Source organism: Neorhodopirellula pilleata, assembly GCF_007859915.1.
Taxonomy (GTDB): Bacteria; Planctomycetota; Planctomycetia; order Pirellulales; family Pirellulaceae; genus Rhodopirellula; species Rhodopirellula pilleata.
On the sequence record NZ_SJPM01000004.1, the window covers coordinates 131,217 to 148,657 of the forward strand.

A 17,441-nucleotide genomic window follows, 5' to 3' on the forward strand; every position below is an offset into this window, starting at 1 on the left:
TCGCTCCCGAGTTGATTAACGAATCGTTGGAGCGTCGACTCCTTGTGACTTCAGAACAGCTAACCACTTTTGCGGTTCTGCTGCGATCTTCTTCGCGCATCCGGGGCAGCAGATGTAGATCGCTTTGCCCGCTGCGTTGACTTTGTATGGCCCGCCCATCGCATCAAGCGGTTCGTCCATCACGGGGCACTTCTTTTGTGCGGCAATGAAGGGGGCGTCGGCAGCAACCACTTTGAAAATGCCTTCACGAACCTGCTCGGTCCCTGGTGGAACTGCTGACGCGGTCGCGGTGCTTCCCTCACCTTTGCCGTAAACCATCGCCAGATATTTAGCCGGCTCGGCTTGAATCTTCTTGATACATCCTTTGCAGCACAGATAGATCGGCTTGTCGCCAACCATCACCTTGATCGGAGTGCCCATGCCACCGAGAGGTTCATCCATCACGGGGCAAACCTTCTGGGCGGCAATGGCCGCTGCGTCGGCTTGCGTTGCCGTGGTGATGGTGATTTGGGGACGGCCAGCGGCGTACTTGGTGGGGTTCGATTTCACCGCGTTCACGCAACCCGCACAGCAAACGTAGAGCTTCTGTCCATTGACATCGACGGCCACGGGATCGCCCATGCTGCCGAGCGGTTTGCCGCTGACGGGACAGATTTTCTGACGTGCAATCGCGGCAGCCGCCAATTGCTGTTCACTGGCGGGTACGGCTGCAACCTCGTTGAAGCTGACGACGTTTCCGCCGGAAGCCTTCATGCCGACCAACTGAACGTCGACGTCGATTTGTCGGCCAGCAAGCTGCGAAAGATTGACCGGTGCTGTCAGTGCTCCTTTGCCATCAGGCAACAAGTCGTAGCGATAACGTTTTGCATTGCCTTCGACTCGTACGGAGACGGCACCGCGTCCCTGGTCGACCGACACCGGCTGACCAGCGCGGTCGTAGACGAACATTTGCAGCCCGCCTTGTGAAACAATCGTTTCGATTTGCAGGTTGCCGGTTTGTTTCAAGCTGCCACCATGCGGCCCCGCTTGAGTTACTTCACTTGCCTTCGTCATGCCGGGCATCGCGTGGTTGTGTCCAGCATGATCGTGCTGCGATTGAATCGTTTGCCCAAACACGCTCGATGCGGACATCGCGAGGGAGAAAACAGTGATGATGAGTGTTTGTTTCATGGGAGAACTCCGTTGTAAATGTCAGGACGCCATCCGTTGGGTCCGTCGGTGAGATTGTGAATGTTGGATGCCCGAGTCGTTGATTCCTTCACGGGCAAACGAAAATTATTATGCCGCCTTCATCAGTTCCTCCTTTGGCATCGCTTCGGTTCCTTCCCAAAGCTCGTCCTTCAAGCCGAAACGCATTTTCAATTCCAGGTAGCCGCAATACAGCGTCGGCACGATGAACGAAGTGAACGGCTCGGCCAACATGCCACCGAACACGGGAATCGCCATCGCTCGGGCAACGTCAGCTCCACGGCCTGTCGCGATCAACACTGGAATCAATGCAGCCAGCGTCGTCACCGTGGTCATCATGCAAGGTCGAATGCGTTTGAGACCGGCTTCGTAAACTGTGTTACGAATGTCCTGGACTGAATTGATTTCGCGTTTTTTCATCAACTGATGGATGTAAGTCGCCATCACGACACCATCGTCGACGGCCAATCCAAACAGCGCGATGAAGCCAACCCACACCGCGGTGTTCAATTCAACGTCCATGGTTGCGACCGCGATCATGCCACCAGCGAACGCAACAGGAATGCCGGAGAACACGGCAAGGGAAATTGGAAAGTTGCGAAACTCCATGTAGATCAGAAGCAAGTTGATGCAAATGACCAGCGGGATGATCCACATCAATCGCAGGTTCGCCTCGATTTGGTTTCGGAAACTCCCCACTGCTTCAAGCGAGTATCCAGCTGGCAGTGAAAGGCGATTTGGATTCGATGGCGGCAACGACTGGGCCGTGCGCAGTTGCTCTTCGATTGCGGAGACCGATTCGAGATCGCCCCTGCTTCCGTTGGTCATGAAAGCGACGTGAGCGACCAGTCGACCGTTTTCGCTGTTGATTGCACCTGGCCCCCACGTCGTCTCAAGCTTAGCGAGTTCTTCGAGCGGAACGACCGCACCAGAATGCGTGACAACGGGCAAGCGTTTCAATCCGTCGATCTGTTCGCGAAGGTCACGGTTGTACCTTAGCCGCACCGGATAGCGCTCGCGACCTTCCACGGTTTTGATGAGATTCATACCACCAAGTGCAGTTTCGATGACTTGATTGACCATCGACGCATTCAGTCCGTACCGAGATGCCGCGTCGCGATCAACGGTAAACTCGACGTAGGGCTTGCCAAGCACGATGTCTGGATTGACCGTACCGGCGTTGACAAACGGCGATTTCTTGAGTTCCGCTGCCACGTCCATCGCGGCATCGGCCAGTTCATCTAGTTCGTTGCCGTAAACGCGAATCGCCATCGGAGCTTTGATGCCCGACTGCAACATCACAACGCGGCCCTCGATCGGTTGCAATGCCGATGCGGGCGTCACTCCAGGCAACGTCGCCACGCGATTGATCTCGTCCCATACATCGCGAGCGGTCACGCCATCTCGCCACTCGCTTTCGGGCTTCAGCATCACGTAGGTTTCGATCATTGCCGCTGGCGCAGGATCGAGAGCCGACTCGACGCGACCGATCTTACCGAGCACGTCCTTCACTTCCGGTATTTGACCAATCAACACGTCTTGCGTTTGCAGCACCTGCATCGCTTGCGAAAAGCTGGCTGCCGGATACAGCGTCGGCATGTAGAACCAGCTCCCTTCGTCGAGCGCGATCCAATCGTCACTCTGTAAACCCGTGAACGTGTGTTTGGCGTCGACGTAGCCGGGGAAATCATTCAACTCAGCGCCGAAAATGTTGGCAAACTTTTCAACTGGCCTGAGAACCGTCGGTAGTCCAATCCATGCTCCCAGACCGACGAGCAACAGGATCGCCGGAAACGACAACGCGAACGCTTTGTGATTCAATGCTTGGCGCAATCGAGCGGCGTAAATCCAATGGACAAATCGACTCGAAGGAATTTCCTCGATCGGTCGAATGCGCTCACGCATCAATTGCCAGCCAGCAATGAAGCCAAGCAAAGCGGCGATCGCAGTCACTGCCCAGATTTGCAAGCCGAACCGTTCAGCAATTCGCGATCCCCAAAGGAAGTGCGAGGCCGCACCGAGCATACTGGCGAATGACAACGCGGCAACCAACGCGGTCGATTTGCGACGCACGTTGCTACGCAACATTAAACGACACAACGCCGGCACGACGGTCACGGCAGTAATCATCGCCGCCGCGATGGCAAAGGTTTTTGTGTACGCCAAAGGCGAAAACAGCTTGTAGTCACGCCCGGTGAGAAAGAAGACTGGAAGGAAACTAACGATCGTTGTCGCGACGGCAGTGACGACCGCTGGTGCGACTTCCACCGTTGCGTCATAGACGACCGCTGCGCGAGTAGGGGAGGTGGGAGTTGGGAGTGAAGGAGATTTTTGCTTGCTCCCAACTCCTCCACTCCCACCTCCCGACTCCCATTCTGCCAAATGCTGGTACACGTTTTCCGAAACAATGATGCCCATGTCGACCATTGTTCCGATCGCGATCGCAATGCCTGCGAGCGACATGATATTTGCGCCGACACCGACGAATCGCATGGCAATGAATGACATCAACACGGCCGCAGGCAAGCAAATCGCTACGACAAAACTGCTGCGAATGTGCAGCAGGAAAAGCAGAATAATGATTGCCGTGATGATGATCTCATCACGGAGAGCGTGCGTCAGCGTTGCCATCGTTTCGTCGATCAAGCCACTGCGATCGTATACCCCGTGAATGGTCACGCCTTGCAGCGACGGCGTGATCGCAGCGATCTTGGCTTTCACGCGGTCGATTACCACTCGCGGGTTCTCGCCGTACCGCATTACAACGACACCGCCGACCGCTTCGGCTCCGTTGTAGTCCAATGCCCCGCGACGGAAGTCTGGGCCAAGTTGCACGCTAGCGACGTCACGCACCCGCACCGGCACACCTTCACGTTCCAGGATCACCGTATCTTCGATGTCCTCAATCGCTTTGTTCTTGTCGCCATCACTGCCGAGGAATCCCTTGCTGCGGACGATGAATTCCATGCCAGTCGCTTCTACCGTTTTGGCACCGACATCCACGTTCGATCCCTTGATCGCCATCGCCAGTTTGTCCAGCGATACGTTGTGGAATCGAAGCTTGTCGGGATCGACTTCGATCTGATACTGGCGAATGTAGCCGCCGATTGACGCGACCTCGCTGACGCCTTCAACCGCTTGCAATTCATACTTCACGACGAAGTCTTGCATGCTGCGAAGTTCCGCCAGCCCCATTCCTTCATCGGGTGGCTGTAAAGTGTAGTAGTAGACTTGCCCAAGTCCTGTCGCGTCCGGCCCGAGTTGTGGCACAACGCCATCCGGTAATTGAGACGCGGCACTGCCGAGTTGCTCGGAGACTCGACTGCGTGCCCAATAGAAATCAATCTCGTCTTTGAACGTGACCTGCACAAAGCTGTAGCCGAACATGCTCTTGCCACGCACCGATTCGGCACCCGGCACAGCCAGTAACGAAACGCTGAGCGGATACGTCACTTGGTCTTCGATGTCCTTCGGCGAGCGACCCGGCCAAGGCGTCAGCACGATGACTTGGTTCTCGCCAATGTTAGGAATCGCGTCGATCGGAATCGACTTGAAACTGATCCAGCCCGCGACGCTTAGACCAACGGTCAGCAATACCACCAGCCAGGGTTCTTTAACGCAAAAGCGAATGATCAGATTAAGCATCGCTTCGCTCCGAGGTGAGAGTAGGGGAGTTGGGAGTGAAGGAGGTGGGAGTAGGGGAGGTGGGAGCTAGGAGAAGATGTTGATCGAGTACGGGATAGTCGTTGTCGATGTCGTAGTTCTCCCCACTCTCCTTCACTCCCGACTCCTTCACTTTCCCTTCTCCCTTCTCCTTCACTCCCTTCTCCTTAAAGTCAACGCACCACTTTGATGAACCGTGAATCATCGCGACGATCATTCGCAAAATCTCGTCGTAGAACTCGATGGCCTGTTTTGTTGTCTCCGCGTCTAGGTAGCCATGAGCGGATGCGTACTCGATCCAAACCTGTGTTTCGGCGGCTTCTGCTTCGGCGACGTTCATGGTGCTACAGAAGTGTTTTTCGTAACGTCGCTTTCGCCACGCCTCGGCAATGTTGGCACTCACACTTCGTGACGAACGACGAACCTGGTCCGTCAACGAATATATCTCCTCACGAGGGAACGCTTTCGACAACTCAAAAATCCGCTTTCCCGCCGCGAACGATTTCTGATACACGATCAAATCGCGATGAGTCTTAATCTGCTCACTCATTTCACATCTCCCAACGACCCACCAACAGCAACCTGCTTCTCCCCACTCCCAACTCCCATCTCCTTAACTAACTCCCCGCACGTCAACATCTCGCTGCCCCAATACGGGTTCTGTAAATCGCCGCCCGGCTGCATCCAGTCGCCCCCACCGCCGGGAACCATCGGGCAGTAATAGTGTGTCAGCTTCACGGCTGTCTTCGGACCACGAGCAACCGTCGCCGCCTTCAACATTGCGTGGCTGACGCCGCGATAGGCTTCGCGAGCCGTTTCCAACGAACCATCCATGCGTGTGGCCGCACGGCGAGCGGTCGCGAATCTGCGTTGAGCTTCGTCGGGAACAACGGCAAACATTTCAAGTTCGCGGAGTCCTTCGATCAGCGTGTTCAATGCGACGGGCGGAGGCGTCTGGTCGGCCGCCATCGCACATTGAATCTCGAAGTAGGCGTCGTAGGTGCGATCAAGCGTCTTTCCAGCGTCGGTCGCTAACATAACGGGGATCGTTTGTGGTAAATCAAGCGGTCCTGGCGAATAGCTTGGTGCCTTCGTGGGGTCCATCAACGATGGGTTTCCGGCAAGCTGCATTTGCGAGTCGATCAAGAAATTGCCGCCGGTTGCAACTGTCTCGCCAGCCGAAAGTCCTTCAACGATAACAGCCTCTTTGCGATTCATCGGACCAACGGTGACACGGCGAATTTCAAAACGTCCCGGTTCGGTTTCGACATAGATCACACTGTTCTCGCCCGCCAGCAACACGGCGTCGCGTGGAACAGTGACGACTTGCTGCATGGGTAAGGGTTCAGACGCGAATCCGAGCTGCGATGTCGGCACCAAATCCATATCGCAGAGTGGGCACTTGCCCGGTTCATCGCGAATAACTTGCGGGTGCATCGGGCTGATGTGTTTGTTCGCGAGCGCCGGATCGTACACTTGGTCCATCGGGATCGCTGGTACCGTCACGCGAGCCGTTGCGTAGTCGCCTGGTCGCAGCTTGCCGTCGAAGTTCATGATTTCGACTCGCACGCGAACCGTTCGAGTCGTTGCATTCACGGTCGGATCAATGAACGCGACGCGGCCGGTAAACACTTCGCCGGGCATCGACTGAATTTCCGCTTCGACTTGTTGACCGAATCGAACGGCGGATGCGTCGTCGGGAAACAGATCGAGCATTAGCCAAACACTACTCAGGTCTGCAACGCGGTACAGCTTGTGACCGGTTTTCACATAGTCGCCTTCGACGGCCGACTTCTCAATCACCGTTCCACTCTGCGGTGACTTGATGCGGATGCGAGACATCGGCTTGCCAGACTTCGCCAGTTGTTCAATCTGGTCCTGCGTCATGCCAAGCTCGGCCAAATTCTCGCGTGCCATCTTGTTGAGATCGCCGCCAGAGATTTGAAAGCGACCGATTTTGCCGTCGCTGTTAATGCTCGTGATGAACTCGGTTTGTGCGGTGTAGAGCTGCGGGCTGTAGATTAGTGCGAGGTCGTCGCCTTCGTTGACTTTCACACCGGCGTAGTTTGCGTACATCTTTTCCAAGCGACCGTCGATGTAGGCACTGATCGTCGACAATTGGCTTTCGTCGAAGTCGATCGAGCCGATGGTGCGGATCGTGCGATTGACTTCGCCCAACTTCGACATCGCGGTTTGAATGCCGACCAACCGCCGAGCGGATGATTCGATGGTGACCGAGATACCATCACCGCCTCCGCCGCCGGTCGCTTCGACCAATTCCATCGCGCAAACCGGGCATCGTCCTGGTTCGGTCGACGGAGGCGTACACATCATCGGGCAAATGTATCGTTTGTCTTCGGCGGTGGCTTCCGCGAAGGATTCGTCTTGGCCGCCTGAGAATCCGTCAGCGGTCAGCCAACCGGTCCGCTGGGCGACGCCAAGCAGAAAGAAGACGAGTCCCGCGACGATGACGACTGTTGCCGCTTGGACGCCAGTACGCACGAGCCACGTCGTTCCGCCAGCGCTCTTGATTCCAATGGGCTTCGTTTCAACTGGCGTGGGCTTTTCTTCGGCGGCGATCGCCACTGGTTCGCTGTCGCTCGGCGCACCCGCATCCACAAAGCTGACTTGATCATCAACATCGGCGTCATTAGGTCTAACTGGTTCGTCCTGATTCATCACATATCTCGCGGCGTTGTCGGTAAGCGTTTGCGGTTTCATCCGCAAGCGCCAGTACAAGAGGCGACCGACCGATGCTGCAACGTAGCAAGTCGCATCGTCGGCAAATCATTGCCTCCAGGCTGTGACCGGTTCGTTGTTTAAGTTCGCGCGTATCGGATCGCGCAGGGATTGCATCGGAAAAAGGCTTCACACGTAGCGAGCGCGCAGCGTCACCCGCATAAAGCCAACTTGAAATCGAAGAACTGCAGGCGCGCAGCTCTCCTATCGAGACGACGCTAAATGCGCCAGATGCAAAGAAACCGCTGAGAGAAATGCGGAGAGAGATCGCCGATCGGTAAACGGGAACGCACATCGTTCGGACGAACTGATAAGCCGGCTTCGGACGCGACGTGATCCAAGTAGGCGATCACGATCAGTTCACGGACCTGCGGGGCGGGAACGCGATGAGGTGAGGGTGCGATTGGTTCGGACCGAATGCCACACTTGCACGACGAAACCGATGCCTTGCCTTCCGCCAATTCATCGCCCGCGCCGGTAAACTCAGGAACAATGTCGGAACTTTCGCCGAACAACTCATCGTTTGTCGGCTTGGAAGAATCGTTTCTTGGCTCGGAGGCATCCGTATTCCCGCAACAACTGCCAGGTTCGTCCCTGCCGCCGCTGCAACAACCGCACAAGTCCCCGTCTGTTTCGACTTTGCAGGACTTGCATGACTGGCATACCGTTTTGGCTTGGCAACACGCTCCGGCCGAGACGCCTTGAGCACAATTTCCCTGCGTAGCCACAATCGCCATCGGCTGGATCACCATTGCAGCGATCAGCCAAAGTTTAACGGCGGTGCGAATTAGGGGGGAGTTGCTCACTGTGACCTTCCGAAAAGAATACCCGTGCCCGGTATAGCAACTGTATCGGAGATCTGGCCGAAAAGTTCAATAGGGATTCACCGGTTGGGCAAACTTTGACCTTTGTATTGTAGCTGATGAGGACGCCGACGCTATGGATCGCCGCAACACGAAGCACGCCAAACGCCTTTTGCTGGCCGCGATGGTCGCCACGACGGTGTCCGGCTGTGCGACCGGGCGAGGCTTTTCGCTGACGAAATCGACGCCGTCCGCCTCGGATGCCACGCCAGTCGCTGCTCAGCCGTTCCGCAGTTCAGCGGCAACACCTGACGTGGTGAACGATGTCGACTGGAATCATGTCAAGTCGTCGCAATCCTCGTTGGCGGTCCAGCCAGCCGGGTTCAACGACGAAGCCTTAGCCACCTCGCCCGCTGCGTTTGCGCAGGCACCCTCCGGCAGCAGCAACGGTAGCGTCAGTGATCTGTTACAGCTGGATTCGCCGAAGGGGAGTGATGAGTTGGGAGTCGGGAGCGGCGAGAAGAAAGATGGTGATGACACCGAGACTGAAAATGACTCTGACGCAAAAGACGAAATAAACGCGTCACGAAACTCTTCAACAGCCGCTGACAACCCCTCAATCCCAGCTCCCGACACATCAGCCGGCCAGTCCGTCGACTTCTTTGTAAGCTCAGCGCTAGCACGCCATCCGAAAATCTTAGCTGCACGCCAGCGCGTCGCCGCAGCATCCAACGTGATCCCACAAGCCAAGGCGTTGCCAGACCCAACATTTAACAACACCTTCTGGCCACTACACGACAATGCGCTTCAAACTGCCGGTGGTCGGGTTGGCAATCAAATGTCGGTTAACCAAATGGTTCCATTCCCCGACAAACTGAAAACGAAAGCCGTCATCGCCAGCCGCGAAGTCCAGATCGCTCAAACCGAAGTCGACATGATCGAGCGGGAGATCACCGAGTCCGTTCGCTTGGCGTACTACGAAGTCTGGTTCGCTACCCGAGCGATCACGATCATCGAAGAAACCAAGGGCCTCGTCGCGGACCTAACCGACGTCGCCGAAGCCCGCTACCGCAGCGGAGGCTCGCAACAAGACGTGCTGCGTGCGCAACTTGAAACCGATCGCCTCGACGAACAACTGATCGCACTGCGTAAACAGAAACAAGTCGCTCAAGCCGATCTCGCCACGCTACTGCAACAACCGGTGGGGCTGATTCCCGAAGCATCCAGCGAACTCGGCATTAACGACACGCCTCAGCAGATCGAATCGCTGATCGCGTTGGCCGAACAGTGCAACCCAAAACTGCGCGGTCTCGCATGGGAGATCCAACGTGACCGCGACAAAGAACGCTTGGCGTGCTTGCAGCAATACCCCGACTTCAGCGTCGGCCTCAATTGGGGATTGATCAGCGACGGTCACGATGTGATCAGTCCCGTGGCCGACGGCAACGACAATCTCAGCATCAGCTTCGGAACGACGCTTCCGATCTGGCGAGAGAAGATTAACGCCGGAATCCGCGAAGCCGCCCATCGACGCAGCAGCACCACCCGTCGTCTTGAAGCCGAACGCGACGAGCTGTACGGAAAGATTCGCCGCCTGATCGTCCAAGCCGACGCCTTGGTCGAGCAACGCGACATCTACGAAGAACGCATCATCCCGCGCACCGAAGACACACTCAAACTGTCGATCGCCGACTACCGAGGCAAACGCACGGACTTCTTCACGCTGATCGAAACCTACCGCGAACTGTTGATGTTCGAGACCCAACTCGCCCGCATCGACGCTACGCTAGCCGGCACGATCGCTCAATTGGATCGAACGGTCGGCTGCCCATATACGACGGAATCGCGGTAATTTGCGGGCCAAAAAATATTTTTGAAATTTGCTGCGAGAATCCTGCGAATCGAACTCTTTTAAGGTAAATCAAACCCTTTTAAGAGGAAAATCACATGAAGAATGAATTGATATGGCTGAAATTTCGAGGCGGTGATGCGGAAAGCATCAAGCAAGCAATCGAAGATCGAGGCGAGTTTACAGCGGTCGTATCTGTAGCAGATGTGGCACCACAGACGAATCAAATCTGCTTGCTATCGCTACAGGACGACGAAAGCAGACTAAGCGATGATGGCCCCGAGCTAAGCATCGACTTCGTCGGTGTATCCCAGCTGGGCAAGTGGATCGCAACGGGAAAGAAGCAATTGAAAGTCAGCGGCGTTGTGGAAACGGGTCGGACTGACGTTGAGGTTCTTCTTGAACGATTGGACGGGCGATTTCGCAACAGAGTCGACACGAACTTCGGTGAGGCGACCCGATTGCCGGAAAAGACGTCGGCAGCCTTGCTTGGGGCACTACAGGGCGTGTCACAGAGCTTGCGGGAGGGAATGCCCGGAATTCAATCGCTGATAGCTGAACTCGCCTCCATTCGCAGCCAAGCCGAAGGCGGCATTGCCGACATCGAGCGTGACGCAGTGGTAACGTCGCTTGAGATTTTCGGCGGTTTACGTCTGCGGAAAGAGATTCTGCGTGGCACCACGCCGGCACAACAAGCGGCAACCAGCTTTCTGAACCGATTGTCACACTACAACGTCCGTGAAGATTCGCAGATCAATTTGGATGCAATGTCGTTTCCAGGTTTTAACTTCATTAAACCCTACATCACGAGTCGTGTTGATGTGTCCAACGATACCGGTGAGACGCTCTCGATCATCAACTGCAATCGTCAACCGCTCGAACACACGCTCGGCGTGGACCTAATCTATTACAGCCACGTCCATCAGTCGTTCGTGATGGTGCAGTACAAGAGGCTCTCCGCAAAGGGAGATTCCAAACCGACTTATTATCCCAACAGCGACAAGAATTACGCAGGGGAAGTGGACCGGATGAATGCGGCAGAGGCGATGCTGCGGGAGTTAGAGGAAACGGAGCCGTCGGTCGCTAGCTACCGTTTGGGCAAAGAAACGCTGTTCCTGAAATTCTGTGAGGCGAAACAAAAGAGTTCTCTGGACAACAGCATGGCTTCCGGTTTCTACATCCCGCTTGGACTGTGGAACGCTTTTACGGCAGCCCCCGCATCGAAGGGACCAAAGGGCGGTCTGCGAATTGACTGGGAAAGCAAACCTCGATCGTTGAACAACACCGAATTTTGCAACATGGTCCGATCTGGTTGGTTTGGATCTTCATCGGCACAAACCGACTGCCTGAAGGAGATCATTCAACAAACCATCGAAGCCGACCGAATGCTGGTCTTGGCGGAAACGTCACCAAGCCAAAATCGTCCCGATCAACTTCGTGATCCGTTTGGCCGCTACACGGAAGAGGACGACCCGCTTGGGTGGCGATAACGAACGTCAGGGTTGAAGTTCATAGGTCGGCTTCACATCAGGAGCCGACCACGAACTATACATAGAGTATTCCGGCATAGTGAAGTCGATGGGTAGGGTCGTGATAGTTCCAAACTGAAACTGCATGGTCTTTCCATCCGTGCTGCAGGTGTATTTCTGCTCGACACGATGCTGACGGCCACGAGAATCACGACAGCGAATAAGCGCGGTGCCCTTAGTCATCCGCTCTGGTTTTTCGCCATTATTCAAGGCATCCGGTATGGCGAAGAAGCCAGTTTGCTGTTCAGGAAGCAGGTGCATTGGCGACGTCGGAAAGAGCTTTTTGTCATCCCCTTCGTAGCTGACTTCAACGTGCAATGCTGGACCGGCTCCGTAGTTTGTGAGAGTTGGAATGGGCGTTTGGTCAATCACGACGCCATCTTTTCGGACCAAATCAAACCGGCGTCCATTTACCTCCGTAGCCTCAACGGGGAATACGAATGTCACACGATCAAACGCAACGAAAGGCTGCATCCGCATATCGCGCTCTGCATCAAATTGCTGTTGCTGTTGTCGCATTTGATCGACCGCCAATGCGCGTTGCTCTGTTGCGTGATTCGCTCCAAGCACCAACGCAACGACGGCAACGAGTGAGGCGACCACCGCAGCAATCGCCGAAATCGCTGACCAATTCATCTCACGGCTCTTCTTTTTGTCTGTCATAGTTCTCCTTCGTGTAGTCTTACCGTAGTCTCTTGGCACGAGATCAAGTGCAACAGGGCGCGCCACTCACTGAGGTGTGTCAATTGACTTCCGAAGTTCCCGCCGTGCCCGGTTCAACCTCGATCCAACAGTGCCTTCTGGAATGCTGAGTGTCGCTGCGATCTCTTGGTATGACAGACCGCTCTCTTCTTTGAGCGTGAAGATCGCCCGCAATTCCGGATCGAGTTGATCGAGGGCAGTTCGTACCATCGCAGCTCGTTCGTCTTGCTCGACGTGGTCGGTTTGCCGAACAGTCGGCTCGACCACCAGTTCTTTGGTCCGCCGATGTTTCTCGCGGCGTAGATGCTGCAGAGCTTCGTTGGTCGCAAGTCGATAAAGCCACGTCTCCAACTTCGACTCGCCACTGAATTGATCGAGCTTCGTGAACGCTCGAACAAACGTCTGCTGCGTTAAGTCGTCGGCGTCCTGTTGACCGACCATCCGCACCATTAAGCGGAAGACGCGATCCGCAGTGGCCTCGTAAATCTGGCGGAGCGCAGCGCGATCGCCGCCGGCACCGGCCCTGACCGTTGCGTCGTCGATTGGCTCTCTGTCATTACACGCACTGCGGTGCTCCATTTGTCAGATTGTACCAATACCCGAGGGGGGTACTAGCGGCCTTTGCGTTCGGCGTGCCCTGGCGATTACCGACCAATGCGGTCGCGCATCACACAGGCTATCGCGACTTCGCGTTGGAATTTGCGATTTCTCCCGGCATTCGGATACCTCGGCACCGTATTTGCAAATTTGTTTTTTGGGTACTCGAATCACAAACAGAACAAGGAAAACGACATGTCCAACTACCGACTCTTTGGAGCGATGATCGCAACTTCGACCGCCGTCATGCTGTTGTTGATGTATCTGAACACCTACGCGATCGACCACGTCTACTGGAGTGAGACTCGTTTCTACATGGCACTCGTCATGGGAGCGACGATGGCGATGATTATGTTGTCGTTCATGCTCGGCATGTATAAGAGTACGAAGACCAACGTGGCCATTTTCGCTACCAGTGTCGCCGTTTTTGCTGGGTCGCTGTACCTCGTACGCAGCCAAGAGACCGTTGAAGATGTCTCGTGGATGAAAGCCATGATTCCACACCACTCGATCGCGATCCTTACCAGTGAACGAGCCGAGATCACCGACCCTCGAGTGCGTGAACTGGCCGACCAAATCATCGAAACGCAAAAGAAGGAAATTGCGGAGATGAAACGACTGATTGCGGACCTGGAAAACGAAGAAACGAATGCATTGGCATTGAAACATTGACTCGCGAATGACCTCTATTGTTTATAAGCCAATAGTCGCAATGCGTTGAAGACGACGACGAGCGTACTGCCTTCGTGCAATGCAACTGCGGGGCCAATGTTGAGACCGAGGATCGTGGCGGGGACGAGGAACGCGACCATGCCGAGACTCATCCAGAGGTTTTGACGGATGATGCGGCGAGTGGCGCGGCTGAGTCCGATGGCGAGCGGCAAGTGGTCGAGGTTGTCGGCCATCAGTGCGACGTCGGCGGTTTCGAGGGCGACATCGCTGCCGGCGGCTCCCATCGCGATGCCGACGGAGGCGGATGCCATGGCGGGTGCGTCGTTGACTCCGTCGCCGACCATCGCAACGCCGCCTTCGCTTTGCAGCTTCTTAATTTCGTTGACCTTGTCGTCAGGCATCAAGTCGCCGCGGGCTTCATCGAGGCCAACTTCTTTCGCGACCGCATCAGCGACCTTCTGATTGTCGCCGGAAATCATAATCATTCGTTCGATGCCGAGTTCGCGAAGCCGCGAAATCGTTCGTTTGGCAGCCTCACGCGGTGTGTCCATCAAACCGATGACGCCGAGGTAACGATCGCCGCGCCGGACGATCATAGTCGTGCGTCCATTCTCTTCGAGCGATTCAACAATCTTGCGAACGCTATCTGGCAGCGGTGGCCCCTCGACTTCGGCGAACAAGTCGTCTTTGCCAATATGGACGATGTCTCCTTCGACCGTTGCTTGAATGCCGCGCCCGGTGATGCTCTGCAAATCAGTAGCATCCGGAATCGCTCGCCCACTCCCAGACTCCCCTTCTCCCAATCTTGCCTTTCCGTCACGAACGACGGCTTTGGCAAGCGGATGTTTGCTGAGGTCTTCGACCGCGATCGCGGTTCGTAGCAGTTCAGTCTCATCGACACCGTCAGCGGTGCGAACATCGGTGACTTTTGGTTCGCCTTCGGTGAGCGTTCCCGTTTTGTCAAACGCGACCGCGTCGAGACTGCCAAGGCTTTCAAGTGGTCCGCCACCTTTGACAAGGATGCCGCCGCGTGCCGCTCGGGCGACGCCGCTGAGCACCGCACTGGGCGTTGCGATCGCGAGCGCACACGGACTGGCAGCGACAAGAACCGCCATCGCTCGGTAGAACGATTCGCTGAAGGTTTCGTCGATGACAAGCGGCGCGAACATCAACAGTACAACGCCGGCGATGACCGATGGCACGAAGTATCGCTCGAATCTCTTGGTGAATTTCTGCGTTGGCGACACTCGCGTTTCCGCTTCGCTGACCATCGTGACGACGCGAGCCAATGTGTTTTCGGATGCGAGCTTGGTGACTTGGATTTCGAGCGATCCCGATTGGTTGATCGTTCCCGCAAATGCTCGATGCTCCGGCGGAAGCGACTCGGGATCGGATGCGGCAGCGGCAACGTCATCGACGGGGCGTTTGTCGACAGGCACGCTTTCGCCTGTGATCGGTGCTTGGTTGACGCTGGACTCGCCGGCGGTCACGAAACCGTCTGACGGGACTCGCTCGTCGGGTTTGATGATGACGATGTCGCCAACGACCAGTTCTTCGACCGAGATTTCTGATTCGTTGCCCTCGCGTCGAACTCGTGCTGTTTTCGGAGCCAAATCGGACAGTGCTTCGATGGCACGTTTGGCTCGCCCCATCGCGTAGCCTTCCAAGGCGTGGCCGATGCTGAACAGGAACAGCAGCAACGCACCTTCGGCCCACGCTCCCAGCGAAGCGGCACCGGCAGCAGCCACGATCATCAAGAAGTCGATCTCGAACTTTCCAGCTCGAATCTTTTCAATCGCTTCGGTGACGGTGTAGTAACCGCCGAACACATAGGCTGCAACGTAACAACCCAGCGGAATCCATTTATTAAAATCCGCAAACGTTTCTATCAGCCAACCGACTAACAGAAACAGGCCACAGAGAACCGCAAAGATCAATTCCGACTTCGGTCCGAAGATGCCGCCGTGCGCGTGGTCATGACCGGCATGGTCGTGATCGTCCTCGTGACCTTCGCCGTCGTGCCGATGGCCTTCATGCTCGTCGTGTTCTTTTAGTTCAGACGATGACCAATCATCCAAAGCGCTTGCGATCGACGAAGCGTCGGTTGTTTGACGATCGAACTCGACTCGAACGGCTCCGTCCGGAGAGACGACTGATTCGATGACACCGTCGATTCGAGCCAAACGCGATTCAATCGCGGATGCTCTGCCTGCGTGCATCGGCCCAACTCGCTTATGCCAATGCCCATACCGCTGGTCAAGCTCTGCCCCAGCGCGCCGTGCCAATTCGCGAACCTCGCCCGTCGAGACCACGCTCGGGTCGTAGTGAACACAGATTTGCCCTGGGCTTTCGTCACTCGGCTTGAGCGAGTGTGCGGCGTCGATTCCTGCTTTGCTTTGCAGCAATTCCGCCAGCCGCCTGATGCACGAATCGTCCGCATCTTTGACCGTAGGTAGAAGCAGTTTGAGTTCAATCTTTTCTTTGTTCATGCGTGTGTCGACCTAACTTGGTATATCCGTTTAGTTCGGCTTGGAAACGGTGATTTCACTGCGGACCACGGTGACACCCGGAGTGGTCCGGGCGATCGCGACGAGCAACGCACGATCGTTGACGTCATCGACAATACCGGTAAGAGTGACGTGCCAGGACTGATCACTGGATACATGCACTCCTTCAAAGCCGAATCGCCTGATGATGCGTTCGACTCTAGCGCTGAGCGGCTCAGGATTCGCAGGAGAGTGCTTGGAGCTATGCGATCTCACTTTGCGGCCTCGTACAAAATTCGCTCGTATTTGAGCCATCGTCGGAGTTGCCGTTTCATGACCCGAGCGATGATGTAGAGAAGAATACCGCTGCCGAGCAGGATGTACCACGATTTTTCCATGGCGACATTGCCATGCTGAGCTGCGTGCATCGCCAATTCCAGTGCCGGGAATGTCAATGCGATGACTGCAACGGCAGCAGATTCGGCTCGAATGACTTTGGGGATGTCCAACGGGAGTTCCGCCGACTTCCATTGCCGAAGTCTTGGTACGAACGCGGGCGTGCGAGCGGACCAATCGCTGAATACCCTACCGAACTTTTCTCGCAAGAACGCCTCCTCGGTGAACATGATGCGTTCGTAATACAACGCGAATGCCATCAGGTAGACCACGACCAACCAAGGGGCAGCGGAGTGCAACACGATGCCCAGGGCAATCAAAAAGTTGCCGAGGTACATTGGATGCCGAACGACTGAGTAGAAGCCAGAGGTGTTGAGTGTCTCGGCAACTTGCGTTTTCGTGTTGCGCCCCGATGTTCCGTCAGCGGCATGCCCAACCGCGTGACAGCGAACCGCTAGTCCGATTAGCGAGACGCCTAGACTGACGATGCTCCAGACGAAATGCAAATTGGGATGCGATTCAATCACGGGATATCGAAGCACGGCAGTCACGATCAACGGTAGGAACACAAAGGGCAGATAACTGCGCCAACGGAACAGCCACGATCCCGTGCGTTCAAATTCTTCAACGAGTGCCATAAAAAATTCTGTGTTCGGATTGGGAGACGAAAAACGGTTCCCGGTGCGTCGGCTGGTGAGTGACGCGGTCCGGGAACCTAGCTGACGGCTGAATGGCAACCGTCAGTTTTCAAGTTGGGAGTCAGGAGACAAGCAGAGAGGGGGACAAGAAGTCCATCTCCCCTTCTCCCACCTCCCCA

Annotated in this window: 13 protein-coding genes; 3 read left to right on the forward strand and 10 right to left on the reverse strand. The window is 55.8% G+C overall.

The window, feature by feature from the left end:
- Window positions 1-15 precede the first annotated feature (15 nt).
- The 5 genes from Pla100_RS31565 to Pla100_RS31570 form a co-directional block, all read right to left on the reverse strand.
- Window positions 16-1,170: a hypothetical protein gene (locus Pla100_RS31565; RefSeq protein ID WP_231602965.1), complete on the reverse strand. Its 1,155-nt coding sequence runs from the start codon at window positions 1,168-1,170 to the stop codon at window positions 16-18.
- Window positions 1,171-1,278: 108 nt separating this feature from the next.
- Entirely contained in the window at window positions 1,279-4,833 is a 3,555-nt protein-coding gene (locus Pla100_RS11410) for an efflux RND transporter permease subunit (RefSeq protein ID WP_146577833.1), read from the reverse strand.
- On the reverse strand, window positions 4,826-5,401 hold the full coding sequence (locus tag Pla100_RS11415; protein ID WP_146577834.1) for a four helix bundle protein: 576 nt from the start codon (window positions 5,399-5,401) through the stop codon (window positions 4,826-4,828). The genes Pla100_RS11410 and Pla100_RS11415 overlap by 8 nt, the downstream gene beginning before the upstream one ends.
- Window positions 5,398-7,530, reverse strand: a complete 2,133-nt coding sequence (locus Pla100_RS11420; RefSeq protein ID WP_146578119.1) for an efflux RND transporter periplasmic adaptor subunit — start codon at window positions 7,528-7,530, stop codon at window positions 5,398-5,400. The genes Pla100_RS11415 and Pla100_RS11420 overlap by 4 nt, the downstream gene beginning before the upstream one ends.
- Window positions 7,531-7,808: 278 nt before the next feature.
- Window positions 7,809-8,396 carry a hypothetical protein gene (locus Pla100_RS31570; protein WP_231602966.1) on the reverse strand — a complete coding sequence of 196 codons (588 nt, stop codon included), beginning with the start codon at window positions 8,394-8,396 and terminating at the stop codon, window positions 7,809-7,811.
- Window positions 8,397-8,529: 133 nt separating this feature from the next.
- Between Pla100_RS31570 and Pla100_RS11435 the strand changes: the two genes are divergently transcribed.
- Entirely contained in the window at window positions 8,530-10,245 is a 1,716-nt protein-coding gene (locus tag Pla100_RS11435) for a TolC family protein (protein WP_146577836.1), read from the forward strand.
- Window positions 10,246-10,340: 95 nt separating this feature from the next.
- Window positions 10,341-11,732: a hypothetical protein gene (locus Pla100_RS11440; RefSeq protein WP_146577837.1), complete on the forward strand. Its 1,392-nt coding sequence runs from the start codon at window positions 10,341-10,343 to the stop codon at window positions 11,730-11,732.
- Between the two features lie 6 nt (window positions 11,733-11,738).
- On the opposite strand, the gene Pla100_RS11445 is transcribed toward Pla100_RS11440, so the two are convergent.
- Together Pla100_RS11445 and Pla100_RS11450 are read right to left on the reverse strand one after the other, a co-directional pair.
- The gene (locus Pla100_RS11445; protein WP_146577838.1) at window positions 11,739-12,434 is read right to left on the reverse strand and encodes a hypothetical protein; all 696 of its coding nucleotides are present in this window, start codon (window positions 12,432-12,434) and stop codon (window positions 11,739-11,741) included.
- Window positions 12,435-12,500: 66 nt separating this feature from the next.
- Entirely contained in the window at window positions 12,501-13,052 is a 552-nt protein-coding gene (locus tag Pla100_RS11450) for an RNA polymerase sigma factor (RefSeq protein ID WP_146577839.1), read from the reverse strand.
- Between the two features lie 213 nt (window positions 13,053-13,265).
- Here Pla100_RS11450 and Pla100_RS11455 point away from each other — a divergent pair, with 213 nt between their 5' ends.
- Window positions 13,266-13,742, forward strand: coding sequence for a DUF305 domain-containing protein (locus Pla100_RS11455; protein WP_146577840.1), 477 nt, complete (start codon window positions 13,266-13,268; stop codon window positions 13,740-13,742).
- Between the two features lie 14 nt (window positions 13,743-13,756).
- On the opposite strand, the gene Pla100_RS11460 is transcribed toward Pla100_RS11455, so the two are convergent.
- The 3 genes from Pla100_RS11460 to Pla100_RS11470 are packed head-to-tail and all read right to left on the reverse strand — an operon-like array spanning window position 13,757 to window position 17,262.
- Window positions 13,757-16,231 carry a heavy metal translocating P-type ATPase gene (locus Pla100_RS11460; RefSeq protein WP_146577841.1) on the reverse strand — a complete coding sequence of 825 codons (2,475 nt, stop codon included), beginning with the start codon at window positions 16,229-16,231 and terminating at the stop codon, window positions 13,757-13,759.
- A 30-nt stretch (window positions 16,232-16,261) separates the two neighbouring features.
- The gene (locus tag Pla100_RS32175; RefSeq protein ID WP_146577842.1) at window positions 16,262-16,543 is read right to left on the reverse strand and encodes a BON domain-containing protein; all 282 of its coding nucleotides are present in this window, start codon (window positions 16,541-16,543) and stop codon (window positions 16,262-16,264) included.
- A complete protein-coding gene (locus Pla100_RS11470; RefSeq protein WP_146577843.1) occupies window positions 16,501-17,262 on the reverse strand; it encodes a methyltransferase family protein in 762 nt (253 codons plus the stop codon). The genes Pla100_RS32175 and Pla100_RS11470 overlap by 43 nt, the downstream gene beginning before the upstream one ends.
- Between the last annotated feature and the right edge of the window lie 179 nt (window positions 17,263-17,441).